This is a genomic window from Jeotgalibaca sp. A122 (assembly GCF_052266715.1).
Classification (GTDB): Bacteria; Bacillota; Bacilli; order Lactobacillales; family Aerococcaceae; genus Jeotgalibaca.
Window position 1 is genome coordinate 20400 of the sequence record NZ_JBQPRB010000013.1, and the last position, 23285, is coordinate 43684.

The window sequence follows — 23285 nt, forward strand, 5'->3', positions numbered from 1 at the left end:
CTTATTTCTTAATGAATGATTCATACTGAGCAACGAATTCTTGTGGTGTCATCTTTTGACAAAGTTCTCCTAAAAGTTCATAAGGAATAGCTTCCATTTTCGACAAGCGGATACATGATTTCCCCATATCCAATTTAGTGGAAACTTGTTTTTTATATTCTTCCTCGAACCATTTCAGCAGTTCAGGCGACCCGTAAAGCCCCATGTGATATACCGCAATATGTTTCTTTTGCGAAGCTAGACTTATAAAAGGTAACGGCTGGTCAGGATTAGTATGGTAGCCTTTTGGATAAATAGAATGAGGAACGACATACGAGAGCATGCCATTCGCTTCAATTTCTTCGAATCCTTCAGGTAAGTTTTCTAGAATCGTTTGGCGAATTTTCTTAAAGGGGCCTTTTCTCTCTTCAGAGAGATTTTGAATGAATGTTTCAATCATGATTTATTCCCCGTTTCTGATTGTTTTAATATAGTTGACGGTGCGATTGGCTTCCTGAAAACCTATTTTTTGGTGGAATGCTTGGCTCGCGGTATTTGTGAGTTCGGCATCTGAAGCCATTTCGTAACAACCTTTTTTCAAAGCCCAGGTCTGCCCTACCTCAGCTAGCGCTTGGGCAATATGTTGGTGGCGAAATTCTGGTTCCACAAAAATCCCCTCCATATAACCAACCGGATAACGAACCGCACCTTCAACGTATTCATGCCGGAGCGACATATGCAAGAAACCCGCATAAATACCACTGACGGTAGCAACGAAAAGAGCATCATTTTCATTGCGCAGGAATTGCTGGAATTCCTGTTGAAGCATATCGCCGTCTGATTCGTCAAACAAAACTTTGGCCATTTCTACAATTGCCGGGATATCGCGATTGGCAGCTTCCCTAATTTCCATGGCACCAACTCCCCACTTTGATTATTCTCTCTCTAGTTTAGCATGTGACTAAATGAAAAGAGAAATGATGCGAAATCGGAAGTAAAAGTTGTTTTTCCCCTATTTAATTCCGACTTTTAGAAATACTCGGAATTATAAATGAAAATGAGTGATTATAATTCCTACTTTCCTTATATTCGACTCAATTTGCTTCTAATTAGCTGAGAAGTTATGATAGAAGAAATAAAATTAGGACTCCCGACCCCGAAAATGAACAGCCATTTTCGTAATCTATTTATATAGGGAGTAGAGGTGGTGACTTTTAAGGATGAGTGAAGAACATGAGATTGTTGCGAAGGTTTATGCAGCGAAAGAAGACAATACGGCCGCAGATGAACTGTTAAGCCAGTATTTACCTTTTATAAAATCGGAAACAGCCAAATTCATCAAACGCCCAGCTCGGGAAGGCTATGATGACGAGTTGTCGATTGCAATGTTTGCTTTTCATGAAGCGACGGTGGCTTATCAAAAAGGAAAAGGGGCGTTTTTACCCTTTGCGGCGCGCGCGATCCGCAATCGGTTGATTGATTTCAGCCGTCGCGAAAAAAGGCATATGAACTTGATTCCGTTGGATGATTCTAACAATGATGATGACGACCGGACCATGATGGAAAAAGCGGGCCTTAGCGAGAACAATGTGGCAGAGTACGCACAACGAAATGTCGCGAAAAACGAAATAGACCATTTTGCGGAAGAATTGAACGCTTACGATTTGAACTTAACTGACATCGCGGACAACTGCCCTAAGCAAAAGCGTACCTTGAAAGCTTGTCATCAAGCTCTTGAATATGCGAAAGCAAACCCTATGATTTTTGAGGCATTGATTGAGACGAAAAAACTACCTATCCGACAATTATCGCACGGTGCGGATGTCAGCAAGAAAACCCTAGAAAGGCACAGGAGATATATGATTGCCATACTATTAGCCTATACGAATGGCTTTGAAATTATCAGGGGCCATTTGAAACAAATTGTTCCGAAAGGAGGGCAACCGGAATGAGCTATCTCGTAATGGAAATACAGCGTAGCTATGCAATCGTTTTAGATAATGAGGGGCGTTTTTTGAAAGTCGCGAACTTAGGTTACGAGGTAGGGCAAAAAGTTGACTTCGTTGTTGAAGCAGGAGATACGAAAGTGACACCCCTTCCCATGAACCGACAAGTGAAACATATCCTGTTCGCTGTGGCGAGCGTTTTCCTATTATTTGTGGGTTCTTGGCCGCTATTCTTCCATTCGATTGGAACAGTCAGGATGCAAATCAACCCAGATGTGGAAATGACTGTAAACCGTTTTGATAACGTGATTGGATTGGATGGTTTGAATCCGGATGGTGATGTGTTGGTCAAGGATATTCAAACGTTCGGCCGCGACGTGGATGAAGTTTCTAATGCATTGACCGAACGCGCGCTTGAACTTGGCTTCCTTTCGAATGGCGACGAAATTCATTTAACTGTGGTTGGGGATGATGATAAATGGATACACGCAACGGAAAATCGATTGATGGCTGAATTGGATCAAAACTTCCAGCATCGTTTCAAAATTACCGTAGAAAATCGAGAACAGGAACCAGAAGAACCAATACTTCCAACAACAGAATCAACGATGGAATTCGATATTTCCATCCCTTCCCAGCCGGTTGAATCGGATGAAGCGGATGATATAAGCGACGATTTGGATGATGACTTAAACGATGGTGGAAATGTTTTTGAAGAACCTGAATACGTTGCCCCGGAATCGGAAAGCGATGATGATTTGGACGACGATAATGATACCGATGACGATGATAGTGATGATGATTTGGACGACGATTAAAAAAAATTTTAACACGACCCCACTTTTGCCATTACTAATCCGTAATCTCTCTATATAGACCCTATATAGAAAAGGAGAAGTGAAGAAGATGATTAATAAATGGCTTAACAAAGTTGCGGCGGTTTTACTCATTATTTTTGTGGCAGGAGGTTTGGCGGCATGCGCCAATGAATCCCCAACTACAGAAAGTGAGTCTGTAGCTCCTGTTTCTGAGTCCCAGGTTGAAAAGACAGGCGTCCTTTACGTACGTGTTAACCCAGAGGTCGCGGTTTACTATGATGAAAAAGGCAAAGTAACCGCGCTTTCCGGTAAAAATGATGATGGTACAACAATCGTGGAACAATTAGCGGCCTTTGAAGGTCTGGAAGTACGTGATGTGGTCATGCAACTTGTCTCAACCATTGGTGAAGCGGGTTACTTCATAGAAGAAGTTGAAGGTAAAGCGCGTAAGGTTACCATTGAACTTGAACGCGGCTCTATTCTACCAAGTACCGATTTCTTGAGTGATATCGTTCAAGATGTACGCGACGTAGTAAGTAATCAAGGCTGGAAGGCTCCGGTAACTTCTCCTCCAGTTGAAGAAGTGAAACAAACGGACGTTGTGAATGAACACGATGATTCGAATGACGAATCAAACCATTCTAGTGAATCGCACCTTAATGATGACAGCAATGAAGGCGACGACGTCAGTGATTCCCATGCTGAATCTAACCATTACAATGCTTCACACTTTGACGATGACGACTTCGATGATTCTGATGACGATGATTTCGACGATGACGATTTTGATGATGAGTACGACGATGATCATGATGATGACGACGATTAATCATCCGTTGCATTCCCAAACAACTTAATAGTCACTACCTGCTTCATTTGCTATTATATTCATGAGGTGAAAGCAGTGAAAATGACTGTTCGCAAAAGAGTATTAGGAACGCTTCCCATTCTGGAGGTCGTTGAACATGCAAATCGCAACAAAGAATTGCCGTTGATCATTTATTATCATGGCTGGCAATCGTCCAAAGAATTGAATCTAACCCAAGCCCGTTATCTGGCGCGCGAAGGGTTTCGGGTGCTCTTGCCCGATGCCATGAATCATGGGGATCGCAAGCAACCCATATCCAAAATCCCATCCCTGACTTTTTGGCAAAGTATTCAATCAAATTTATTTGAGTTCGGTTTTATCCTTGACCACTTCCGTAAAATTGGTGTGGTTGGCGATGTTATCGGGGTTGGTGGTACATCTATGGGAGGTATGACGACCTGTGCCCTACTCACCCATCACCCCGAAATCAAGGCCGCCGCGTGCGTGATGGGTTCTCCCAAACCCGTTGCCTACAAAGAGCGTATCAAACATTTTGCAGCGGAGTACGGTCGTTACTTGCCAGCGGACTATGACCAATTAGTGAACTGGCTTCCAGCCTATGACCTTTCGCTAAACCCCGAAACCTTAGCCGGTCGCCCCCTACTTATTTGGCATGGTACCGAGGATAAAGTCGTTCCCTATGATCACGTTGCGGAATTCATGATGGAACAGAAAGATACACCAAACATCACTTTCCTTGACGAAGAAGAAGCGCATCTTGTGCGTACCAAAACGATGGAAAAAGTAACCGAGTTTTTCGTAAAAGAATTATTGTAAAAAAGCCAGGCGGCCGCCTGGCTTTTACTGTTATTATCTGCTTTCCCGTACTTTATTAACCAATGCCTGAATCGATTCGATGCCCAATTCATCCATACGTGGTTCCAGACCTTCGATAATTTTAGGGCAAATCATTGGATCGGAGAAATTCGCTGTTCCAATCGCAACGGCTGTTGCGCCGGCCATTATCATCTCCAAAGCGTCATCCACGCTGGAAACTCCACCCATGCCGATAATTGGAATATCTACCGCGCGTGATACTTGATAAATCATCCGCAGTGCAATGGGCTTGATTCCGGGACCAGATAATCCCCCGGTCACATTCCCTAGAATGGGTTTGCCCGTTTTGATATCAATAGCCATTCCCGTAATGGTATTGATCATGGAGATGGCATCGGCGCCCGCTGCTTCAACTGCTTTCGCGATAACCACAATATCCGTCACATTCGGGCTTAATTTTACGTAAATCGGTAAATCTGTTACGGCCTTACATGCACGGGTCAAGCGTGCAGCAACTTCTGGATCGGTTCCGAATGCCACCCCGCCCTCTTTAACGTTTGGACAAGAAATGTTTAATTCAATTGCTTTCACGTTGGATGCTGCCCCGATACGACGGCACACTTCAATATATTCGTCCTCTGTTGAACCAGCTACGTTCGCAATGACGGGTACATCAAATTGATCCAAATAATTATATTTTTCTGACAAAATAACATCCAAACCAGGATTCTTCAAACCAATGGCATTCAAAATACCACTTGGTGTTTCGGCAATACGCGGCAATGGATTCCCTACCCGCTCATTTAATGTCGCGCTTTTTGCAATCACGGCACCCAGCTGACCTAAATCATAAAACTTTCCATATTCTTCACCAAAACCAAAACATCCTGAAGCAGGCATGATTGGGTTTTTTAATTCTAGACCTGGTAAAGTTACTGTTAAACGACTCATACCATCACCTCATCTTTTTGGAATACCGGGCCATCTGAACAAACCCGTTTCTTTTTATCTTTCGTATCACAACCGTAGCAAGCACCAATGCCACACGCCATACGCTCTTCAAGCGATAAATAGACATGCTCCAGATGACTGAAGTGACTTTGCACCAATTGCAATAATGGTGTAGGTCCGCATGCGAAAACTGCTGTTGGATTCACTTGGTCCAACGCAACCCCCACATGGCCTTTTAACCCTGCCGAGCCATCATCCGTACATACAATAACAGCACCGAGTTGCTTAAATTCTTCGAGGTAGTAAATATCGTCAGCATTTGCAAATCCGAGAATGAACGTGATTTTATTCCCGCGTGCGTGCACTTCCTTGCCCAGTTCATACAAAGGCGCCACCCCGATTCCCCCACCAATAATGCAAACTTCTTCCTCTCGTTTCAAAAAATCAAGATGGAACCCATTTCCCAAAGGGCCTAATGTATCCACCAAGTCGCCTGGTTGCCACTCGGTCATTTCCAGTGTTCCTTTTCCCACAACGCGGTAAAGTAAGGTACAAGTTTCATCGTCAATGGATGCGATGGAAATAGGACGTCTCAACACGAGACTTGGGTCCTTCATTTTGATGTGCAAGAATTGGCCGCTACGGTTCATGTTGCTTACCATTTTCCCTTTTAGCGTTAATTCGAAAATGTTATGGGCAACTTCTTTATTAGTAACTACTTCCAACCATTCAATTTGCATTTGTCCAAACCACCTTACCATCATATAGAGTCAAGGCACACATGCCATGTACTGTTTTGCCGTTGAAGGGCGTATTGGAAGATTTGGATAGGTAATCTTTTTTTGCAATGGTGTAAGCCGTATCCAAATCAAAAACGGCCAAATCAGCCGCACTGCCAACGCGCAGGTCGGATTGTCTTAAGTTAAACATGCGTGATGGAATGGTACTCATACGATTGATCAAAAATTCCAAAGTAAAAATACCTGGTTTAACAAAATGCGTGTAAAGCAAGGCAAAAGCTGTTTCGATACCCACGATGCCAAACGGTGCATGCAAGAACCCACCCTCTTTTTCTTCTTCAGTATGGGGCGCGTGATCCGTTGCGATGATATCAATGGTCCCATCAAGGAATCCTTCCAGAAGCGCCCGCTGGTCCTCTTCACTCCGCAACGGAGGGTTCATTTTATAAGTAGCGTCATCACTTGGAATATGCCCTTCATTGAGAATCAGGTGGTGCGGGGCAACTTCTGCCGTTACGTGAACGCCTTGACGCTTGCCTTCGCGAATGGCGGCAACGGAATCTTTGGAAGAAACGTGACAAACATGGTAATGCACACCGGTTTCTTTAGCCAGTTGAATATCGCGGGCGATTTGTGCACTTTCGACAATGCCCATGATACCCGGAAGCCCCAGTTCCCTGCTCTTGAAACCTTCGTGCATAACCCCTCCAAATAACAAACTATCCTCTTCGGTATGTGCGACGATTGGGCGGTTATATTTGGCTGCCTGAGTCATTGCCAAGAACATGGTACCCGTGTCTTGTACACCGACGCCATCGTTTGTATATGCGAAAGCATCCACTTCATCCATTCTTACTATTTCATCACTTTTGAGGCCACGGGTAATGGGGGCGTAAGTTTGCACGTCAATACAGGCGTCGCGTTTAATAATTTCACGAATGGCTTCGATTTTTTCTTTTGTATCGGGAACGGGGTTGGTATTCGGCATCGCACAGACGGTTGTATAACCACCACGTGCAGCAGCTTGCGCACCCGTTTTGATTGTTTCTTTATCGGTAAAACCCGGTTCACGGAAATGAACATGAACATCAACCAAGCCAGGAGTAATCAGTTTTCCATCCAAGTGGATGATTTTATCGCCCGTTAAGTCCGTGCCAATTTCAATAATTTTCCCATTTTCGATGGCAATATCAATCCGTTCCAGTTGGTTGTCCTTCACGATGCGTTGCCCATTTTTAAGTATCATTTTCATTCGTAACGTCCCTCCAATATCCATTCCAAAATCGCGATTCGCATATACACACCATTGCTCATTTGTTGTACAATGCGACTTTTTTCACATTCGACAAGTTCACTATCCAGTTCGACATCGCGGTTGACCGGGGCAGGATGCATAATGATGGCATGGTCTTTCATCGTTTCATAGCGTGCACGATTCAAGCCGTATTCAGCGTGATAGGATGCTTTGGAAAAGCGTTCCAATTCTTCCGTTTCGTGGCGTTCAAGTTGCACGCGCAACATCATCACCACGTCGGCTTCCCGTATGGCGTCATCCATGGTCATGAACGTCCCGTAGCGTTCAAAAGTGGGATCAAAATAATCCATCGGTCCGGCAAAAATGACATGGGCTCCGAGCTGATTCAACAAGGTCATGTTACTCATTGCTACTCGGGAGTGGACGATATCACCAATAATGGCCACTTTCAAACCCTGGAAACTACCGAATTCTTCGTAAATCGTCATGATATCCAAAAATGACTGCGAGGGGTGTTGTCCATTCCCACTACCGGCATTTACAACTTGAATTTTGAGGTTCACGAGCTGATCCATGTAGTTACTGTCAGGATGGCGAATAACCGCAATATCCACCCCCAGTGCTTGCATGGTTAAAACAGAGTCGTACAAACTTTCACCTTTTTTGACAGAAGAACTACCCACATCGAAATTGAATGGCGTCATGCCAATTTTATGTTGTGCCATCTCGAAGCTGTGTTTGGTTCGGGTACTGTTTTCGAAAAACATGTTGACGACAGTCGCACCACTTTTGAACATGTCTTGGCCTGATTTGAATGCACATGCACGTTCAAGTAAGTGCATAACCTCATCGTTGTTGAATTGTTCTACCGATAAAAAATTTCTCATGTTTTTCCTCCCAAATCGTGTCAACGTTTATTGCCTGGAACATCTATATAAAAATGCGCCTGGTCCAGAGACCAAGCGCACCTTAAGAAGGTGTTCTCGCTTCTGGTCTCTCTGAACCACTTAAAGTGAAATCACAAAATTATCTTATTCAATTTCGACTGAATCGTATCCTTCCACTTCCACAACGTGAACACTCACATGCTCTTTGCGGGAGGTTGGAATATTTTTGCCGATGTAGTCTGGACGAATCGGTAATTCCCTATGCCCACGATCTACTAGCACAGCTAAGGAAATTTCGGTGGGACGACCGCGATCGATACAAGCATCAAGTGCGGCACGAATGGAGCGTCCGGTAAATAAAACATCATCTACTAAAATTACTTTTTTTCCAGTAAGGTCTTTGGAAACAGCTGACTTTGGGGACTCACCTTTCCAGTCATCCCGGTAAGGCTTGATATCCAGGCTTTCTACTGCTACGGTTCCCTCAATTTGGGCGATTTTATCAGCAAGGCGACGCGCCAAATGAATACCCCGTGTTTCGATACCCATCAAAAGGATATTCTGGACGCCTTTGTTTCTCTCTATGATTTCGTAGGACAAGCGTGTTAAAGCGCGCATCATTTCTGTTTCGTTCATGATTACTTTTCCCATGTTTTCCCTCCTGAAAAAGACCCCTTCTCTTTGCGCGCAAAAAGAAGGGGCCTCATAGATAACATGATTCCGTAACGGTTTCGCCTTCTTCGTCTCTCTGGACGCAAGTTAAAGGATTAAATTATCCAAATTATACCCGAGATATTTTTTAATGCAAGTCTAATTTTTAAAAAGTTGTAAGATATTGAAATTAATATGCTTTCTATTAATCGATTATGCTCTTTACGGTTTGTTTTAAGTCCGGCACGACTTCTTCAACGAACCACGGATTATTCTTCAGCCAACGACCATTGAGCGGAGATGGATGCACGATTGGAAAATATTCCGGTAAATATTCGCGGTAATGCGCGACTGTTTCCGTTAATGTTCGGTATTTTGTTTCTTTCAAGTAAAACTTTTGGGCATAGCTACCAACTAGGATAACGAGTTCAATATGAGGAAGTTCTGCAAAAATCCTGGGAAGCCACTTGGATCCGAATTCTTTACGCGGTGGTAAGTCGCCGGATTTTCCTTTGCCAGGATAATAGAAATCCATGGGCAATATCGCAAAGAGATCCGTTTCGTAAAACTGTTCATCCGTTACGCCCATCCACTCACGTAAACGGACACCGCTCTGGTCGTTCCAAAATTTACCGGTTGTTTGTGCCTTGATTCCTGGAGCTTGGCCGATAATGGCTATTTTGGCATTTTTGGGTGCGGAAAATAATGGTTCGATGTTTTGTTCGGTAAAGGATGCATTGGCTGGGTCTTTCATGATAGCTGCTTTAAATTCTTGATAAACATCGTTCATAGTATCCCTCCTTACAGCCTATTTTAACCCAAAAAAGAAGAAGCCTACAGAAATAGGCTTCTTCACAAAAAGGGTGTTAATATTTCTCGGAAGCGCCTGAGACGCTATCGATTTTTTCAACCGGGTTTGTTTGAGAGGCACCTGAGATGCTATCAGCTGTTTCTGCGTGGGCATCGTGTGCAGTGGCACCCGATACGCTGTCAGCTGTGTTGTCATGTGCGGATGCACCTGAAACACCATCTGCTTTCCCACCTACAAGTTCCTGACCAGTTGTTTTTAAGTACCAGTCAATCGTTGGTTTTAAGTCGTGAATATACTCGTTGATTCCAACGTAATTACCTTCATAGTCACGGATTGCTTGATAGTTATGGACAACATATTTGTCCGGTCCGTGTGTTGGTACGTTAACGCGTATTACATCGGTTGCACCTGAACGTAATTGTTGGATAACCCATTGCACGCTTCCATGTTTACTTTCTGGATGGCATTTTGCCAAAGGATTACCTGCTTGCCCCGGTGTACGAGAAGCCAGCATTTCTTCAGCTGGTTTTGTATGATTGTAGTACAGGAATTGGTTGTTGCTGTCCGCGAAGGTTAATTCCATTGGCATGGAATTCAAAAAGTGATTCAGTTGATCCACGGTCAAAATACCACGGTCTAATTTCACGTAAGTGTTGCCTTCTACCGCATTCACTTTCGCTGCGGCTTGTTCGACCCAGTCTTCCGCGTACATATCCACGCCTTCGATGGTTGTATCAACTTTACCTGTTGCATATAGATCCTCTGGTTTTGCTACAGGTTTAGCTGGTTTTTCCAACTCATTAATCAAATTTACGTAACGAATAAATTTTTCAAGCGTTGTGCCCAAGAATTTAACTGTACCTTCATCTTTGATATTGTTATTTTCGTCAAATGCTTCTTTTGCTTCTCCCAAGAGGAACTCGTTCCCCGGGAATACAAATGCTCCAACCCCAGGTGCTTCCAAAATTTGGCGCAAGTGTAATTGTGCTCTTGAAGTACCTTGGTCATACCAAGATGCTCCCACGATTAAAACGGGTTTTTTGTCCATTGGATGAATCTTAAACGACAACCACTCAATGACGCTATTCAAAGCTGGAGTCGTTGTCCGATTGTGTTCGGGTGTTGCGATGATAACCCCATCTGCAGCCATAATTTTTTGATTGAATTTTTGAATGACCGGGTTGTTTGTTTGATCATCACTTTGATTGAAAAGTGGAACATCCTTGATTTCCATAACTTCCAACTCAAATAAATTTCCAAACTTTTTAGCAATGAATTCCAATAGAAGGCGGTTATATGAAAATTCCGCGTTTGATCCTACAATACCGATTAATTTCATAGTGATGTTTCTCCTTATCTATTTCTTATCCCAAGAGAAGTTTTCAGCTTCTTTTTTATTTGCAGCGTGCGCTTCCATCAATTGACTGGTAATGGATATAAAGAACAAGAAATCATCAAAGATACGTTCTAATTGTTCTGCTTTTTCTGCATCCACCAAATCGCCATTTTCATCAAATGCTTGTAAAGAATAGCCCAACAAAAACTCAGAACTTGGCATAATACGGGCTTTTAACTCAGGAGAATCAAGGATTTGACGCAAATGTTGTTGCGCACGGGAAGATCCCAATTTCCCATATGATGCTCCGGTAATCATGACCGCTTTATCGACAAACGGATAAATACCATAAGACAACCAAGCTAAGGCATTTGAAAGTGCTGCTGTAATGGTATGGTCATATTCCGGTGTGCTAATAATAACCCCATCCGAAGCTTCGATTTTTGCAGCAACTTCTTTGACGATTGTAGGCAGTTCTTGGCTATCCGGTTTATTGAACATTGGAAATTCCTTTATTTCCACCAATTCAATTTCTGCCAAATGTTGGAAATGACGGCTCATATATTGTAATAACTGACGGTTTGTAGATTTATCTGAATTTGTACCTACTAATCCGATTAATTTTTTCATCTTTATACAATCCTTTCTGACGCTTGCGCCTTAAGCTAACATCTCTTTCAAACCACTGGATGGGAGTAGTTGGCCTGTCTGAGTGATAATCAAACCTTCAATTCCGGGTAATGATTCTATTTGTTGCATTATTTCGGAAACATGTTTCCCAAATAATCGTGTCGTCCAAATTTCACCGTCAATGGATAAATCGGAAACGATGGTTAGACTGGCTATTTCCGTTTCGAGGGGATATCCCGTATCAGGATTCAAAATATGATGGTAGGATCGACTGTCTTTTTCCAGGTGACGTTCATAAATACCCGAGGTTACCACCGATTGATTTAAAACCTTGAGAACAACTTGGGAATCCCCCCGTGTTTTGGCAGGATTCTGAATACCAATGCGCCAATAACCATCTTCGCGGTGCGGAGCATTTCCCGAAACTACCAGGTTGCCACCGAGATTGATGAGTGCCGAAGTGACGCCTTCTTCTTTCAAATACTCTATGATTCGGTCCGCGATGTACCCTTTCGCCAAAGCCCCGAGATCCAATTTCATCCCTGGTTTTGATAGATAAATCGTCTGCACCTCTTCGTCCAGAACAATGTTTTCTGGATCGGTGATGGCCAAGAGTTCCTGTATTTCTTTTGCTGATGGAACTTTTGCATCCGCGAAACCAATGCGCCACGTTTGTACCAGAGGCCCTATGGCAACGTTCAAATTACTGGCGGAAGCACAACTATGCTCCTTTCCTATTTGTGCGAGTTTGAACAAATCTGGATGCACTTTTACAGGGTGAAGCCCTGCTGCTTGGTTTACTTGCCCCAACTCTGAAGCTGGATTATTTGCACTAAAGCGATGCTCATACATTTTTAGCTTTTGCTCAACATTCGCAATAATAATCTCTGGAGCATCATGTTCCAACGTTACTTCAATCACCGTCCCCATCAAACGGATGATTTTACTTTCTTGTCCCACTTTGCACCTCACAATCCATTCCTATATATGTGACTATCAAGAACTTTTCGGTTCCCATAGCAGTAATTAAATTGTTCAGCAAAATAGTTGTGATTTAAATCACATATAAACGTAAATAAAAAACACAACGCAATTGCTGACATTAATTTTACCACCCATATACTTTCATTTCAATGTCGGTATTTAATATTGTGTCGCATTGTTTTCATTTCTTGCGCTTGTCTTTTGTGGAACCATTCATTCGCTTGCCGCAACCCTTATCAATAGACGCGACATTGATTTAGTGATAATATCAACCGTGGCAATGATAGCAATCTTCCAGAAAAATTGGCGGAGACGGCGTCTATAGTGAAAGAAAAGTTAGGCCTCCAACAGTTAGTTTTAATCTAACCGTTGGAGGCTTTTTTAATCCTTGTATTCCAATAGCATATCGTACCAAACACTGCCACCATGTGTTGAAGCGGAGCGTCCCATATTCTTGAAACCAAAGCGCGAATAATAAGGAATCAAACGCTCTTTACAAGTCAGGATGACACCTTTTCTTCCCTGTTCACGTGCCGTTTCAATTAGATGGTTCATTAACCGGGCCGCGATTCCTTGCTTTTGGTGTTTAGGAATAACGTCCAATCCAAAAATTGCCTGGTAGGCCCCTTCAGGATTATGGTATGTGACATCTTCAAACATTTCATCGGCAATAACTGTTTCATCGGTTACATTTCCGTTGATGAAACCGATGACTTCACCCTCTATTTCCGCTAAAAAGAAGCTGTCTGAAAAAGTTGCTATCCGTTCTGCAAAAGATTCTTTTGTTGCAGCTTCCGCTTCAGGGAAACACTCCTTTTCTACTTTTGTAACAATATCCAAATCTTCTGGTGTTACTTTTCGAATAATCAGGTCATTTATCATCCTTTTTTAAAGACTCCTTTGATTTCATTATAATTTTTTGTAACGCTAAATAATCTCTTTCACTCTTCCAACTATCCCGTTTTCCAGCATAACCTTGATGCCGTGTGGATGATTAGGCGATTTGGTCAACAAACGTGCAACAGTCCCTTCCGTTAGCTTGCCCGTTCGTTGATCTTGTTTTTGTACAACACGTACTTTTGTGCCTACTTTAATATTACTTCTATTTTTCCCGTCCATTACTTCAACCCCTTTTCCATCTATTATAACTTTCATTCTACAAGGTGCCAAATATGGGATTGTGAAAACTTTAGAAAGAGGTACAATGGAGTTAGACCCTTTTGGGATTAGGTTACGGGAGGTAATAAGAATGAGTGGTTTGCCAAATTGCCCTGAGTGTGGCAGTGATTTGACCTATACAGACGGAACATTGATGATTTGTCCGATGTGTGGTCATGAATGGACGGAAGCAGAACAAGCTGCTGCTTTAGAAGCACAAATTGTCCGTGATGCAAATGGTACTGAATTAGTTGATGGTGACAATGTTTCTGTTGTGCGCGAGATAAAGTTGAAAGGTGCCAACAAGTTAAAACAAGGTACTAGAGGAACAAATCTCCGTATTTTAGAAGACCCTGTTGATGGTCATGACATCGAGTGTACAATTGACGGCTTTGGCCGCATGTACTTGAAGTCAGAACTCGTGAAGAAAATCTAAACTAAAAAAGTATGGCAGACGGGATGAACCCTTTCTGCCATACTTTTTAGTTTATAAACTCCAGTTCTTCTTCAGCGTCTGTCCTGTTGTTATAAAATTTAAAACCCTCATATAATTTCATTTGCTTTTGCCAATTCTCAACTTTTTCCAAAAATTCACTACCGTTCTCAAACAGCAAATAACAAATCTTTTCTTTGGAAATAAAACAGATAGGCGAAACACTTTCTAAATCCGACGTATTTCCCACTGTTCCCAAGAAACCACCTTTTCCATCTGTGGCAAAAATATCTATATGTGGCACCGTATAGAAATCTATTTCCGGAATATCATCCGCGAAGATAAAATGGATACCATATTTGTCCGCAAAATTATCATATTCTTCACTCTTCAGTGCGATTGGCATGTAATATATCGTGGTACCTACGGGAATAATTTGGACATCCGGTACTATTACTCCAACCGCCCCTGAGTGAGCGGTTCGATCAAGATAAACCCGCTTCATTTTTTATTCCTTCCGACTACCCATAAAATAAGACCCACAGCTACCGTTACGATTCCCGCAATCAAAAACCAATTAACAGGTGATGATACAAACATTTCTGTTGCCCCATCAGCCCCGCCAATAATTTCTTTGTCCATTTGTCCCCCCCCTAAATGTTACCCCATTGTGTCATAACGCGCCATCATGCCTATATTTAACAAGATCCAAATGTAAGCCAATAACTGAATAAATTATCTCACCAAAAAAACGATTTTTGTCAGTAATTCCTCTTCAGGCACTTCTTCCGGGGAATTTAAATAAAATTCGTACACAGGACCAAGTGTTGTATAGCCATGTTTCTCTATCCAGTCCTCTATTTCTTGATAGGCAGATGTCATCTGCATGTACGGGCCTTTATATAGACACGTCACTTGTTTTCCAGACGGAATCGTCCCAGCTAGGACTTCACCCTTTCCCGGAAGATTTTTAGAAACCGGGAAACCAATTTCCAACTGCAAGTGTGCCATGTCCATATTAAAATAACCTACGAACGCTGGCCCAGTTGGCTGTTCACCCAATTCCCAGACATGATTCAGGACAGCCATGAAGGAATCGCCCAATATTTTGGGCAATTCCTGAACGGAAGTATTTTTTTTCAGCACCAATGTCGGTTGTTCCTGTGTTTCCACCATTTCGATTATATATGTCATGTTGTTCGTCTCCTTATAAGGTTCTAAATATACAACCTTAAGCTACAGAGATAGTCAGTTTTGCAATGAGGTCAGGAGTTCAATACCCATGACAGTTGTCGGGATTCTATATTTTGGTGGCAAATTTGACAATATGACTACACCTATTTGATTATCTTTATCAAATCCGACATAGCTGTTATAATTTCCCGTTCCGCCATTATGCCAAATAATGTTATTTCCATTATCAATCATCCAGCCCGCTCCTATTGCGTCCATATGTATTCCCATTTTTTGATACATTTCACTTGAAGCATTTATATCAGTCAACGGTTCATGCGCCAAAGACAAATAAGTTAAACGATTGCTCAACTGGGTCTGGACATACGCCAGCATATCCGTGATAGTCGACAGGATTCCACCGGCAGGAATGTAAGCATCTGATTCTGACCATTCCCAGTAGTTATCCAGATCACCCGAGCTTTCTGAAACTTTTGTATTTGAAAGTCCTAAATCTTCTCTGACAAACGCATTCATTAATGCCGTATAATCCTCTTCGTGTATCTGTTCAAGCACGGCTCCCAAAGTTGCCATCCCAAAATTGGAATATCGGTATGAATAATCCGAATCGTTCAAATTGATTTTACTGAGTCTGTTTATCAGCATGGTCCCGGAAATCCCATTAAAATCATTTTTCCCTTGCAGAAAATTAGCTACCATGGGCATTTCAAAATAGGATCCTTTATAGCCGGATGTATGCGTTACCAGCCTTTTAATTGTTGGGTAATAGGACTTCTCTGGGAGATCCAAGTATTCATCTATGGAGTCGTCGAGACTAACCTTGCCTTCACTTATCGATTTGAAAAGCAGGGCGGTTGTAAATGTTTTGGTAACAGATCCAATTTCATAAATATGTTCCTCTTGGGGTAATTCCATGCCATTTTCACCGTACACCTTATAGGTCGTTTTGCCGTTCTGGATAATCCCTACTGTAATGACCGCGTCTTTATTATTTTTGACTGTAAAATCAAGCATTTCTTCAAAAGTCATCTTTGATAATTCATTGATTTTATAGGAACCATAAATGATGTATCCACCCACTCCAGCAGCAACGAATCCCATGATCATTAATATCACCATCAGCATTTTCTTCTTTCGCCATTTGTGGATTTTCATAATTCCCCCTTTTAAAATTATACGTTTGTCATTTTCTCAATTGATTGTTGCGTCATTATCGAATCCACGTTGTTCCCAATATCCCTTGTAGTTCACATCATCCGATAGTTCGATGCGCGTAATCCATTTGGCCCACTTATATCCCAACTTATCCTCGGCAACCAATTGGAAAGGAAAGCCCCTTTCCGGAGGCAGAACGACATCATTCATTTTGTAAGCAAGCAGCATCTCCCTATCCAGAATGGTTTGCAGGGGTAAAGAAGTGGTGTAGCCGTCTTCGGAATGAAAGATGACAGTATTGGCGCTATCCTTGACGTCGACCGTAGCAAATAAATCCTGGAGTAAGACGCCTTCCCAGAGGATGTCGACGCTCCAGCCTTCGACGCAGTTCAGCGTCACCAATTTCGTGTAGGGCTTATTGTCTAATACTTCCTCATAGGTCCATTCAGTTGGTTTCCCAACCAATCCGTCTATTTTCAGTCTATAGGCACTTATATCAATATATTGAGGTCCTTTGATAGAATTTTCCCTGAAATCAGCAATCGAAGATAGGTCTTTGCCTTCGTATTCGGTCACTTCCACCTTTACCAATTCTTCGATACTGGATTTTTCCGCATCACCGGAATTGGAGGTGCCGCAACCAAACAAAAACAAAACCACCAGTAGCAGCATCCAAAGAATCATTAGGTGCTTAGGTCTAGATGTCCCACTGTTATTGCCTGTTGTAACTCGCATCAGTAATCCCTACTTTCTGATAAAACAAGGGAATGGTGGTTGGTTGATGTATTTGTTTCTACTTACTTGCTACGCAACATATTTTTCCGCAACGTACTCAATAATAATACCGTAGCCGATTCCAGCCAGGAAACCGACCAAATCATCGAAACCAGTAGCACTGTAAAAGGCGAAAGAAATCATGGTTCCCAAAAAGGCACCTCTACCCAAAGCTTTGGGCAAGCCCAATTTCCCAATAGGTAATCCGATGACGATGCCCATGAGCAACCGGTTATACCAGAAGGCAAACAAATAGCCTGCATCCCTGCCAAACCCTGAACGCAGTTGGGCACCGATGATACAGATAATCCCCAAAACAGCACCTGTGGCAACACAAATCTTCATTCTTTTTGTCAGCATTTTATCGCCCCCTTAGGCCTTTATCTAGCAAGGCCCGTTGCTAGTCACGTTTACTCAATAGTTCACATATTTTTTGCCCAAATTCTTCCGCATTTCTAAGACCTGCCGCTGTAACGATGTTCCCATCCACGACAACTCCTTCATTCGAATAATGGGTGCCCTTGCCTTCAAGCATCTTACTTTCGCTCTGTGAAACGGTCGCATATCTTTTCTTCAAGATACCCGCATTAGCTAAAATAACCGGAGCAATGGAAATAGCCGCAATTGTTTTTCCCAGTCCATGCATGGCTTGGGCTATTTTATAGGCATGGGGGTCGGAAAAAAATACGCGACTACCTTTTCCGCCAACAAAAATGACTGCTTCGAAATCATTGGTATCGACATCCTCCAACACCATATCCGACTGGGCAATGCCGCCATTCACACCTCTGCAGGTGTCCGCTTTGTGGCTGGCTATCCATGTCTCATAACCGCAATCTTTCAGTTCCTTTTGTGTCCTGAACAACTCTTCATCTTGAAAGTCATCCGGTGCTACAATAAACAATACTTTTTCCATATGATCTTCTCTTTTCCTATTTATTTTCCAATCAGCAATCTATCATAACCACACAAAGTTGCAAACGCTTTCTTTTACACGTTTATTATACCATACAGACACTTACTCCACTCGAAAAAGAGCCACCCTATCGGAACTGCTAGGATGCCTCTCTTAAACAAATATTTTCTAAAGCGCACTGCGGCGAAGTTTATAAAAGTACTGTACGATAGGATGTTTCAGTTTCATCTTATTCTCCATGTCCAAAATTCGTTTTTTTCCGACACGCCTGTCAACCAAAGCCAAAACATTTAACAGAATATCCTGGCTCGCAAGACTCTCTTCAATGGACCGCGTCAAGAAAGTATTCGCAACCGTATTGAAATCAGCTTTGCTTAAAGCTGTCTGGGCTGCAATCATTTCTTTTGCATAACTCTGCAATTTACGGTCTTTGGCAATCACGACCAGACGTTCCTCGGGTACTTTTTCACCCATATCTTTTCTGACCTTTTCAATATCATCCTGACTGACAGGAATGTTTAGGTTAGAATCGCCTTTTATCTCTTGCTCTGATTGGAACCAACGAATCCCGGTTGTTGCATCTTTCATGTTGAACACTTTCTTCTTATCAACAGTGAGGTAGCACTGACCAGCTTTTTCCGGTGTATAGCGGTAGCTAGTGGCGATATATGCCACTCTGCCCGCTAAGGCCGGATAGAGGAAACCCTCCAATTGTTGTTTCATTTTACTCCAGTTCATAAATTACCTCCATTTGTCTTTGGGTTTATTATACATTTTTTTACCTTTAGTCAAGCCTTTATGTGCAGAAAAGGAGCCATTCCACGCTGAGTAAATCCAGCATTTCTCTAATTAATTCACCATAGTCCGTAGAGCGGTCCGGTGAAAAAGAAAGTAATGATGCCGATTGAATTCAAAAATCCATGTGCCAAAACAGCTGCCCACAGTTTGTCATACTCATACCGGATATAACTGAAGAACAGTGCATAGATGTATGTGGTTACTACACCGATGAATCCTTGTTCAATACGGGCTAAGGCAAAAAAATCGAAGACGCCAGAATGGCCGCAACGATTCCCGTCGCCCGGTTGGCAAATGCGCTGACATCACGGGTTGTGCCAGTCAGATGGTTCAATGTGGGAATAACGAATCCAAAATTCACGAATGTCCAACCGAATGCCATCCCAAAAATACTAAGCAACATTTTGGGAAAGTCCTGCTGCCTTTTAAAGCCCATATCGCGAATTTTTCTTTTCTCAGGGGGATGAAGAGAGCCCCAATCGCCGAAACAACAACAGTTGGCAGGAGAAAGTCATACAGTACGGCGAGTGCCATCAAAACAAGCTCCAATACCGCCAATACAAGCAATCGTCTCTTGGTTTCCATCATTTGTAGCCCCTTCTTTACATTCCGCGTGATGATTCAGATAGAAATGTATCCTCATGACATTCATGTGATATAATTAACTTGAATCCCTACCACGTAAAATTCGGTTGGGGAAGCCAACATGATCCAGAGTAAGCGTAAGCAGAAACAGTGCACAACTTTTTTGATTTTTTAGGGAGTTGTGCGGAAAATGATAAATAATTGGAGAGGATGGTTTATTATGACTCAATCGGTATTGACTATTTGCTGTTATGAAACGAAAATTGCTCCTGGTGCTTACTTCCATCTGAAAACAGACTGGTTTGAAAGTGATCAAGAAATTCAAACAATCATTATTGATCAAGATCATGTCTTTTCTAAATTACTTTCACTTTATCCCAAGAATTTTGTCATGTATTTGGAACAGGATTCCGAGGGCAGTATTTACCGGACCAATTATCCCATATTCATCCAACAAGGTAATGATTACTTTGAGGTAGATTGGAGAAAAGAACACAGGCTCTAGCACGCAACTATAAAAAAGCGCAGCGATGCGCTTTTTTATATGCTTTCAGTATAATGGGTGTAGCTATCCATGATTGCTTGCCAACCGGCTTTTTGCATTTCCACGGGGTTCTCGTCTTCTGCGTCGAACCATTCTTCAATTTTCACCTTACCATCTTCTTCACTAAAACGAATTTCAACTTGTCGGTTATCCGGCATCGTATAACTGATTTTTTTATGTTCAATTATTTCATCGTAAATCCCTTCAAAATCAAAGCCTACGCTACCATCTATTGCTTCCATTCTGGAAAGGAATTTCCCTCCGTTACGCAAATCGTTTTTAGCTTCGGTGGTATGCCAATCTTCGGATGCTTGATTCCACTTTACGATATGCTTGGGATCATTCCAAGTTTCCCAAACAGTTTTCATAGGTGCATCGACCATAGTTGCTACTTTTATTTTTTCTGCCATTTGAAACACTCCTTATCGCTTTTAACCATCACAGAATGAGCTGAATTCACTTAAACAACACTTGGTTGCCCTCCTGGGAGACAATGAAGTCTTTTATTTTTTCCAAAAAAGAAAACCAGTTCTCACCTTCGAGATTCCCTTTAATCATACGCTGGTTTTCAGTGTAATAGTCGATCGTCAACTTACAGGAATTTTCTGCACTATCCTTAGGCACTTTCAACAGTCCCAAAGCATCCAGCAATTTACTTACCTCATTTGAATCTTGATACAGATGATAAAAAAACTTCTGTGAATTCTTCCGCTTGGCATACTCTAAACTACCACCTTTGCGATCAATCATCACAGTCTCATCGTCGAATTCCAGATATACACGTTCAATCTGGTCTGAAGGCGTTCCGCCACCAAAGACAAACAGATTGCGAATCTCAATCAATTCGCGAATCATATTTGTTAAATCTGGCTGATTTGTAGGCATCAGCCCTATCAATGAACCACGGAATAAATGGACTTCTTCATTCGCAGTTGTGATTGTTAATTCCCAGTAGCCGACATCAGTCACCAACGCTTCTTGATGCCCCACTTGAAAATATGCGCTTATCGATTGAAGAATATCTTTTGCAACATCTTTTGAGATTGTTTTATTTATGGTCCGGATTTCCTTTTCAATACCATACCCCGAAAAATAAACCCTGCCTTTTTCGGTAATAGTCAATCGTTGCTCAACTTCCTCGCCTGGAAGCGGGGTGGTCCCACCCCATCCTAATTTGGAACGGAGTTGGATTTTATTGACCGGTTCTTTCATTTACTCACCCTTCTTTCAGTGCAATTGCAACAGTTTTTATCAAACATCTATCTGCCTGTCGTGGAAGCGTCCAAATACAATCGTTGCCAAACTCGCGCCAATCAAAGCCCAAACCATATCCCAATGACTGTCGAAAATATCCCCCTGTGTTCCCATGACAGCATCGACCGGCACATTTAAAATTTTAACCAATGCAAATTCTCCCAATTCGTAAGCTGCACTCAAGCCTAAACATGAAATGATGACGATGAAGGTTGCCATCTTTCCTCGTTTCACGTAGCCACCTTTTAAGTACAATTCTTTAAATAAAAAAGCGGGTACGAATCCTTGAGAAAAATGACCAACGCGGTCGAAATAATTTCGTTGCCATCCAAACTGTTGTTTCAATTGATTAAAAAAGGGATTGAGGGAGTAGGTATAGTGCGCACCATAAAACAATAACAATACATACAGAACAACCATTATATAGGCGAAATTCGAAAAGCGGAACCGAGGATAAAGAATAACCATAAATATGATGAGTAAAACAGCACCAATTGTCTGTCCAATCCAGGCGAAACGATCTAAAGGGTTAATGGCAGATACAACATAAGCGACGAATACCAAAGCCAAGAGAATAAGATGTAATGTTTCAACTTCTTTCGGATTTCCGCCCATCTCTTCCACTCCCTCCTTAGAGACTATCCTCCTAATCCATCACTTAACAATTCCCCCCGGAACAGCTGGATAATCAGCATATCTTTCATCAAACGTTGCAGAATAGATTTCGCTCGTATCGCGTTTGACGAAGTAATAGGATACTTCTCCGTCTGTGGTGACTTCGAAAGGATAATAGAAACCACCTTCCGCTTCGTCCTCGAACTGATACCCCATTATTTCCTTCGCCACAATACGACTGCTAGGGAAACGTTCTTCAATCAATTCTTGGGCTTTCATGTTACTTATGACATACCATTCTTCTGTAGGGATGATTTCTAGCATTTCTATCGGTTCCCCACTCTCGGGGTCAAATAGAACTAGAGAGACGGGATACGTGCGCGTTGATAAGGCAATAAACAGCTGCACTTCTTTTGTTTTCCCTGCTCCCAGTGTCATATCTTTATCATAAAATTCTTCATCCAGATGATAAGTTACATCATTTTTATTTACCTGCTCCGTCATGTCAGCGAACTTTGGCCAAATATAACCATCCTCAGGGACCCCTAAGACCCCAAATCTCTGTGATAATTCAAGCTCTGAATCAGAATAATTGGTCACTTTCACATTCATGAAAAGATAAGTACCATCAATGACTTCTTCCAGTGGTTGACCTGCCATTCCAAACTCCCTATTGATGAATATATTGGTAGAATAAGCAGATGAAACCAATACCATCATCTTCGCGACCGTTACTTCTTCATTCATCGGAATGGCAGTCATTTCTTCAGAAATAACCACTTCAGAAGATTCGGCTTCGTTTTGAGTTGGGCCACAAGCCCCCAATAGAACCAACAATAGAAACCACAGCTGAATATGAAAAATTATCTTTTTATCATTCACCATACTCACCCTTCTCACTTACCAGACGAGCAACCGCTTTCTCAATGCCATTATAACCACGCGCAATCTTTTAATCAAAACTGGAGCCTTTTTGTCGCTACCAAACATAAACGTGAACTACTCGGGCATGAATGCCCGAGCTTCTGGGAACAACGCTGCCTTACCCGATGGGTTTCCAACGGGCAGCGGGTACGTCTCTTGACCAGAGCCAGTCCCTGACTCGTGCCGTTTACCGTCCGGCGGACGCTTTGGCAAGGATATTCCTTGCAGCATTGATATCCCGGTCGTGATGCGCGTGGCATCCCGGACAGGTCCATTCGCGGATGTGGAGCGGCTTCTTTCCG

35 protein-coding genes are annotated in these 23285 nt (G+C 42.3%); 7 read left to right on the top strand and 28 right to left on the bottom strand.

All coding sequences use genetic code 11. The annotated features are described in order from the left end of the window. Position 1 precedes the first annotated feature (1 nt). Together ACTU7M_RS10735 and aac(6') are read right to left on the bottom strand one after the other, a co-directional pair. Positions 2–439, bottom strand: a complete 438-nt coding sequence (locus ACTU7M_RS10735; protein WP_443474391.1) for a DUF1801 domain-containing protein — start codon at positions 437–439, stop codon at positions 2–4. 3 nt (positions 440–442) lie between these two features. Beyond that, the gene (gene aac(6') / locus ACTU7M_RS10740; protein ID WP_443474392.1) at positions 443–892 is read right to left on the bottom strand and encodes an aminoglycoside 6'-N-acetyltransferase; all 450 of its coding nucleotides are present in this window, start codon (positions 890–892) and stop codon (positions 443–445) included. Between the two features lie 307 nt (positions 893–1199). Between aac(6') and ACTU7M_RS10745 the strand changes: the two genes are divergently transcribed. The 4 genes from ACTU7M_RS10745 (at position 1200) to ACTU7M_RS10760 (ending at position 4388) form a co-directional block, all read left to right on the top strand. Further along, positions 1200–1931 carry a sigma factor gene (locus ACTU7M_RS10745; RefSeq protein ID WP_443474393.1) on the top strand — a complete coding sequence of 244 codons (732 nt, stop codon included), beginning with the start codon at positions 1200–1202 and terminating at the stop codon, positions 1929–1931. Further along, entirely contained in the window at positions 1928–2743 is an 816-nt protein-coding gene (locus tag ACTU7M_RS10750; protein WP_443474394.1) for an anti-sigma factor domain-containing protein, read from the top strand. The genes ACTU7M_RS10745 and ACTU7M_RS10750 overlap by 4 nt, the downstream gene beginning before the upstream one ends. 88 nt (positions 2744–2831) lie before the next feature. After that, positions 2832–3572, top strand: coding sequence for an anti-sigma-I factor RsgI family protein (locus tag ACTU7M_RS10755; protein ID WP_443474395.1), 741 nt, complete (start codon positions 2832–2834; stop codon positions 3570–3572). Positions 3573–3647: 75 nt separating this feature from the next. Next, positions 3648–4388, top strand: a complete 741-nt coding sequence (locus ACTU7M_RS10760; protein WP_443474396.1) for an alpha/beta fold hydrolase — start codon at positions 3648–3650, stop codon at positions 4386–4388. Between the two features lie 33 nt (positions 4389–4421). Here the strand turns inward: ACTU7M_RS10760 and ACTU7M_RS10765 are convergent, their stop codons facing one another. From ACTU7M_RS10765 to ACTU7M_RS10815, 11 genes are all read right to left on the bottom strand, one after another. Then, entirely contained in the window at positions 4422–5339 is a 918-nt protein-coding gene (locus ACTU7M_RS10765; RefSeq protein ID WP_443474397.1) for a dihydroorotate dehydrogenase, read from the bottom strand. Beyond that, positions 5336–6079, bottom strand: a complete 744-nt coding sequence (locus tag ACTU7M_RS10770; protein WP_443474398.1) for a dihydroorotate dehydrogenase electron transfer subunit — start codon at positions 6077–6079, stop codon at positions 5336–5338. Before ACTU7M_RS10770 ends, ACTU7M_RS10765 begins: the two co-directional genes overlap by 4 nt. After that, positions 6069–7331 carry a dihydroorotase gene (locus tag ACTU7M_RS10775; protein ID WP_443474399.1) on the bottom strand — a complete coding sequence of 421 codons (1263 nt, stop codon included), beginning with the start codon at positions 7329–7331 and terminating at the stop codon, positions 6069–6071. Before ACTU7M_RS10775 ends, ACTU7M_RS10770 begins: the two co-directional genes overlap by 11 nt. Continuing rightward, the gene (locus tag ACTU7M_RS10780) at positions 7328–8221 is read right to left on the bottom strand and encodes an aspartate carbamoyltransferase catalytic subunit (protein ID WP_443474400.1); all 894 of its coding nucleotides are present in this window, start codon (positions 8219–8221) and stop codon (positions 7328–7330) included. The genes ACTU7M_RS10775 and ACTU7M_RS10780 overlap by 4 nt, the downstream gene beginning before the upstream one ends. A gap of 144 nt (positions 8222–8365) precedes the next feature. After that, positions 8366–8872 carry a bifunctional pyr operon transcriptional regulator/uracil phosphoribosyltransferase PyrR gene (gene pyrR, locus ACTU7M_RS10785; protein ID WP_443474401.1) on the bottom strand — a complete coding sequence of 169 codons (507 nt, stop codon included), beginning with the start codon at positions 8870–8872 and terminating at the stop codon, positions 8366–8368. Between the two features lie 205 nt (positions 8873–9077). Further along, positions 9078–9662 carry a uracil-DNA glycosylase family protein gene (locus ACTU7M_RS10790; RefSeq protein WP_443474402.1) on the bottom strand — a complete coding sequence of 195 codons (585 nt, stop codon included), beginning with the start codon at positions 9660–9662 and terminating at the stop codon, positions 9078–9080. Positions 9663–9738: 76 nt separating this feature from the next. Further along, positions 9739–11022 carry an NAD(P)H-dependent oxidoreductase gene (locus tag ACTU7M_RS10795; protein WP_443474403.1) on the bottom strand — a complete coding sequence of 428 codons (1284 nt, stop codon included), beginning with the start codon at positions 11020–11022 and terminating at the stop codon, positions 9739–9741. Between the two features lie 18 nt (positions 11023–11040). Further along, complete coding sequence (locus tag ACTU7M_RS10800) at positions 11041–11649, bottom strand: NADPH-dependent FMN reductase (RefSeq protein ID WP_443474404.1); 609 nt, start codon at positions 11647–11649, stop codon at positions 11041–11043. Between the two features lie 30 nt (positions 11650–11679). Then, a complete protein-coding gene (locus tag ACTU7M_RS10805) occupies positions 11680–12579 on the bottom strand; it encodes an FAD:protein FMN transferase (RefSeq protein ID WP_443474424.1) in 900 nt (299 codons plus the stop codon). A gap of 435 nt (positions 12580–13014) precedes the next feature. Continuing rightward, positions 13015–13515 (bottom strand): GNAT family N-acetyltransferase, encoded by a 501-nt coding sequence (locus tag ACTU7M_RS10810; RefSeq protein ID WP_443474405.1) that lies wholly within the window; start codon positions 13513–13515, stop codon positions 13015–13017. Between the two features lie 45 nt (positions 13516–13560). Next, positions 13561–13752 carry a YwbE family protein gene (locus tag ACTU7M_RS10815; RefSeq protein WP_443474406.1) on the bottom strand — a complete coding sequence of 64 codons (192 nt, stop codon included), beginning with the start codon at positions 13750–13752 and terminating at the stop codon, positions 13561–13563. 130 nt (positions 13753–13882) lie between these two features. Here ACTU7M_RS10815 and ACTU7M_RS10820 point away from each other — a divergent pair, with 130 nt between their 5' ends. Next, positions 13883–14227 carry a zinc ribbon domain-containing protein YjdM gene (locus tag ACTU7M_RS10820; protein WP_443474407.1) on the top strand — a complete coding sequence of 115 codons (345 nt, stop codon included), beginning with the start codon at positions 13883–13885 and terminating at the stop codon, positions 14225–14227. A 46-nt stretch (positions 14228–14273) separates the two neighbouring features. Here ACTU7M_RS10820 and ACTU7M_RS10825 read toward each other — a convergent pair whose 3' ends face one another. From ACTU7M_RS10825 to ACTU7M_RS10870, 10 genes are all read right to left on the bottom strand, one after another. Next, positions 14274–14729, bottom strand: a complete 456-nt coding sequence (locus ACTU7M_RS10825; protein ID WP_443474408.1) for a hypothetical protein — start codon at positions 14727–14729, stop codon at positions 14274–14276. Then, positions 14726–14866, bottom strand: coding sequence for an LPXTG cell wall anchor domain-containing protein (locus tag ACTU7M_RS10830; RefSeq protein ID WP_443474409.1), 141 nt, complete (start codon positions 14864–14866; stop codon positions 14726–14728). The genes ACTU7M_RS10825 and ACTU7M_RS10830 overlap by 4 nt, the downstream gene beginning before the upstream one ends. Positions 14867–14959: 93 nt before the next feature. Next, positions 14960–15418 carry a GyrI-like domain-containing protein gene (locus tag ACTU7M_RS10835; RefSeq protein ID WP_443474410.1) on the bottom strand — a complete coding sequence of 153 codons (459 nt, stop codon included), beginning with the start codon at positions 15416–15418 and terminating at the stop codon, positions 14960–14962. Positions 15419–15472: 54 nt separating this feature from the next. After that, positions 15473–16573: a serine hydrolase domain-containing protein gene (locus ACTU7M_RS10840; RefSeq protein ID WP_443474411.1), complete on the bottom strand. Its 1101-nt coding sequence runs from the start codon at positions 16571–16573 to the stop codon at positions 15473–15475. 36 nt (positions 16574–16609) lie between these two features. Beyond that, complete coding sequence (locus ACTU7M_RS10845) at positions 16610–17308, bottom strand: molybdopterin-dependent oxidoreductase (RefSeq protein ID WP_443474412.1); 699 nt, start codon at positions 17306–17308, stop codon at positions 16610–16612. A gap of 69 nt (positions 17309–17377) precedes the next feature. Then, entirely contained in the window at positions 17378–17707 is a 330-nt protein-coding gene (locus ACTU7M_RS10850) for a hypothetical protein (protein WP_443474413.1), read from the bottom strand. 40 nt (positions 17708–17747) lie between these two features. Next, positions 17748–18263 (bottom strand): DJ-1/PfpI family protein, encoded by a 516-nt coding sequence (locus tag ACTU7M_RS10855; protein ID WP_443474414.1) that lies wholly within the window; start codon positions 18261–18263, stop codon positions 17748–17750. Between the two features lie 168 nt (positions 18264–18431). After that, on the bottom strand, positions 18432–19001 hold the full coding sequence (locus ACTU7M_RS10860; RefSeq protein WP_443474415.1) for an SF0329 family protein: 570 nt from the start codon (positions 18999–19001) through the stop codon (positions 18432–18434). A gap of 116 nt (positions 19002–19117) precedes the next feature. Beyond that, entirely contained in the window at positions 19118–19357 is a 240-nt protein-coding gene (locus ACTU7M_RS10865; RefSeq protein WP_443474425.1) for a CPBP family intramembrane glutamic endopeptidase, read from the bottom strand. Beyond that, positions 19294–19464 carry a hypothetical protein gene (locus tag ACTU7M_RS10870; protein WP_443474416.1) on the bottom strand — a complete coding sequence of 57 codons (171 nt, stop codon included), beginning with the start codon at positions 19462–19464 and terminating at the stop codon, positions 19294–19296. The genes ACTU7M_RS10865 and ACTU7M_RS10870 overlap by 64 nt, the downstream gene beginning before the upstream one ends. A 60-nt stretch (positions 19465–19524) precedes the next feature. On the opposite strand from ACTU7M_RS10870, the gene ACTU7M_RS10875 reads away from it, so the two are divergent. Next, positions 19525–19722 carry a hypothetical protein gene (locus ACTU7M_RS10875; RefSeq protein ID WP_443474417.1) on the top strand — a complete coding sequence of 66 codons (198 nt, stop codon included), beginning with the start codon at positions 19525–19527 and terminating at the stop codon, positions 19720–19722. A gap of 144 nt (positions 19723–19866) precedes the next feature. Continuing rightward, positions 19867–20151 (top strand): hypothetical protein, encoded by a 285-nt coding sequence (locus tag ACTU7M_RS10880; RefSeq protein WP_443474418.1) that lies wholly within the window; start codon positions 19867–19869, stop codon positions 20149–20151. Between the two features lie 35 nt (positions 20152–20186). Here the strand turns inward: ACTU7M_RS10880 and ACTU7M_RS10885 are convergent, their stop codons facing one another. From ACTU7M_RS10885 to ACTU7M_RS10905, 5 genes are all read right to left on the bottom strand, one after another. Beyond that, positions 20187–20600, bottom strand: a complete 414-nt coding sequence (locus ACTU7M_RS10885) for an SRPBCC family protein (RefSeq protein WP_443474419.1) — start codon at positions 20598–20600, stop codon at positions 20187–20189. A gap of 46 nt (positions 20601–20646) precedes the next feature. Next, positions 20647–21402, bottom strand: coding sequence for a hypothetical protein (locus tag ACTU7M_RS10890; RefSeq protein ID WP_443474420.1), 756 nt, complete (start codon positions 21400–21402; stop codon positions 20647–20649). A 39-nt stretch (positions 21403–21441) separates the two neighbouring features. Continuing rightward, entirely contained in the window at positions 21442–22059 is a 618-nt protein-coding gene (locus tag ACTU7M_RS10895) for a DUF2238 domain-containing protein (RefSeq protein WP_443474421.1), read from the bottom strand. A 39-nt stretch (positions 22060–22098) separates the two neighbouring features. Continuing rightward, positions 22099–22944: a hypothetical protein gene (locus ACTU7M_RS10900; protein WP_443474422.1), complete on the bottom strand. Its 846-nt coding sequence runs from the start codon at positions 22942–22944 to the stop codon at positions 22099–22101. A 226-nt stretch (positions 22945–23170) separates the two neighbouring features. Next, positions 23171–23285 (bottom strand): zinc ribbon domain-containing protein (locus ACTU7M_RS10905; protein ID WP_443474426.1); only part of this gene is annotated, 115 nt, incomplete at its 5' end.

Excerpts from the sequence above, each read along its gene's own strand:
- ACTU7M_RS10735 (WP_443474391.1), bottom strand. The coding sequence starts at position 439 with ATGATTGAAACATTCATTCAAAATCTCTCTGAAGAGAGAAAAGGCCCC.
- ACTU7M_RS10745 (WP_443474393.1), top strand. The coding sequence starts at position 1,200 with ATGAGTGAAGAACATGAGATTGTTGCGAAGGTTTATGCAGCGAAAGAA.
- ACTU7M_RS10750 (WP_443474394.1), top strand. The coding sequence starts at position 1,928 with ATGAGCTATCTCGTAATGGAAATACAGCGTAGCTATGCAATCGTTTTA.
- ACTU7M_RS10755 (WP_443474395.1), top strand. The coding sequence starts at position 2,832 with ATGATTAATAAATGGCTTAACAAAGTTGCGGCGGTTTTACTCATTATT.
- ACTU7M_RS10765 (WP_443474397.1), bottom strand. The coding sequence starts at position 5,339 with ATGAGTCGTTTAACAGTAACTTTACCAGGTCTAGAATTAAAAAACCCA.
- ACTU7M_RS10770 (WP_443474398.1), bottom strand. The coding sequence starts at position 6,079 with ATGCAAATTGAATGGTTGGAAGTAGTTACTAATAAAGAAGTTGCCCAT.
- ACTU7M_RS10775 (WP_443474399.1), bottom strand. The coding sequence starts at position 7,331 with ATGAAAATGATACTTAAAAATGGGCAACGCATCGTGAAGGACAACCAA.
- ACTU7M_RS10780 (WP_443474400.1), bottom strand. The coding sequence starts at position 8,221 with ATGAGAAATTTTTTATCGGTAGAACAATTCAACAACGATGAGGTTATG.
- pyrR (WP_443474401.1), bottom strand. The coding sequence starts at position 8,872 with ATGGGAAAAGTAATCATGAACGAAACAGAAATGATGCGCGCTTTAACA.
- ACTU7M_RS10790 (WP_443474402.1), bottom strand. The coding sequence starts at position 9,662 with ATGAACGATGTTTATCAAGAATTTAAAGCAGCTATCATGAAAGACCCA.
- ACTU7M_RS10795 (WP_443474403.1), bottom strand. The coding sequence starts at position 11,022 with ATGAAATTAATCGGTATTGTAGGATCAAACGCGGAATTTTCATATAAC.
- ACTU7M_RS10800 (WP_443474404.1), bottom strand. The coding sequence starts at position 11,649 with ATGAAAAAATTAATCGGATTAGTAGGTACAAATTCAGATAAATCTACA.
- ACTU7M_RS10805 (WP_443474424.1), bottom strand. The coding sequence starts at position 12,579 with ATGGGGACGGTGATTGAAGTAACGTTGGAACATGATGCTCCAGAGATT.
- ACTU7M_RS10810 (WP_443474405.1), bottom strand. The coding sequence starts at position 13,515 with ATGATAAATGACCTGATTATTCGAAAAGTAACACCAGAAGATTTGGAT.
- ACTU7M_RS10815 (WP_443474406.1), bottom strand. The coding sequence starts at position 13,752 with ATGGACGGGAAAAATAGAAGTAATATTAAAGTAGGCACAAAAGTACGT.
- ACTU7M_RS10820 (WP_443474407.1), top strand. The coding sequence starts at position 13,883 with ATGAGTGGTTTGCCAAATTGCCCTGAGTGTGGCAGTGATTTGACCTAT.
- ACTU7M_RS10825 (WP_443474408.1), bottom strand. The coding sequence starts at position 14,729 with ATGAAGCGGGTTTATCTTGATCGAACCGCTCACTCAGGGGCGGTTGGA.
- ACTU7M_RS10830 (WP_443474409.1), bottom strand. The coding sequence starts at position 14,866 with ATGGACAAAGAAATTATTGGCGGGGCTGATGGGGCAACAGAAATGTTT.
- ACTU7M_RS10835 (WP_443474410.1), bottom strand. The coding sequence starts at position 15,418 with ATGACATATATAATCGAAATGGTGGAAACACAGGAACAACCGACATTG.
- ACTU7M_RS10840 (WP_443474411.1), bottom strand. The coding sequence starts at position 16,573 with ATGAAAATCCACAAATGGCGAAAGAAGAAAATGCTGATGGTGATATTA.
- ACTU7M_RS10845 (WP_443474412.1), bottom strand. The coding sequence starts at position 17,308 with ATGCGAGTTACAACAGGCAATAACAGTGGGACATCTAGACCTAAGCAC.
- ACTU7M_RS10850 (WP_443474413.1), bottom strand. The coding sequence starts at position 17,707 with ATGCTGACAAAAAGAATGAAGATTTGTGTTGCCACAGGTGCTGTTTTG.
- ACTU7M_RS10855 (WP_443474414.1), bottom strand. The coding sequence starts at position 18,263 with ATGGAAAAAGTATTGTTTATTGTAGCACCGGATGACTTTCAAGATGAA.
- ACTU7M_RS10860 (WP_443474415.1), bottom strand. The coding sequence starts at position 19,001 with ATGAACTGGAGTAAAATGAAACAACAATTGGAGGGTTTCCTCTATCCG.
- ACTU7M_RS10870 (WP_443474416.1), bottom strand. The coding sequence starts at position 19,464 with ATGTTGCTTAGTATTTTTGGGATGGCATTCGGTTGGACATTCGTGAAT.
- ACTU7M_RS10875 (WP_443474417.1), top strand. The coding sequence starts at position 19,525 with ATGAAGAGAGCCCCAATCGCCGAAACAACAACAGTTGGCAGGAGAAAG.
- ACTU7M_RS10880 (WP_443474418.1), top strand. The coding sequence starts at position 19,867 with ATGACTCAATCGGTATTGACTATTTGCTGTTATGAAACGAAAATTGCT.
- ACTU7M_RS10885 (WP_443474419.1), bottom strand. The coding sequence starts at position 20,600 with ATGGCAGAAAAAATAAAAGTAGCAACTATGGTCGATGCACCTATGAAA.
- ACTU7M_RS10890 (WP_443474420.1), bottom strand. The coding sequence starts at position 21,402 with ATGAAAGAACCGGTCAATAAAATCCAACTCCGTTCCAAATTAGGATGG.
- ACTU7M_RS10895 (WP_443474421.1), bottom strand. The coding sequence starts at position 22,059 with ATGGGCGGAAATCCGAAAGAAGTTGAAACATTACATCTTATTCTCTTG.
- ACTU7M_RS10900 (WP_443474422.1), bottom strand. The coding sequence starts at position 22,944 with ATGGTGAATGATAAAAAGATAATTTTTCATATTCAGCTGTGGTTTCTA.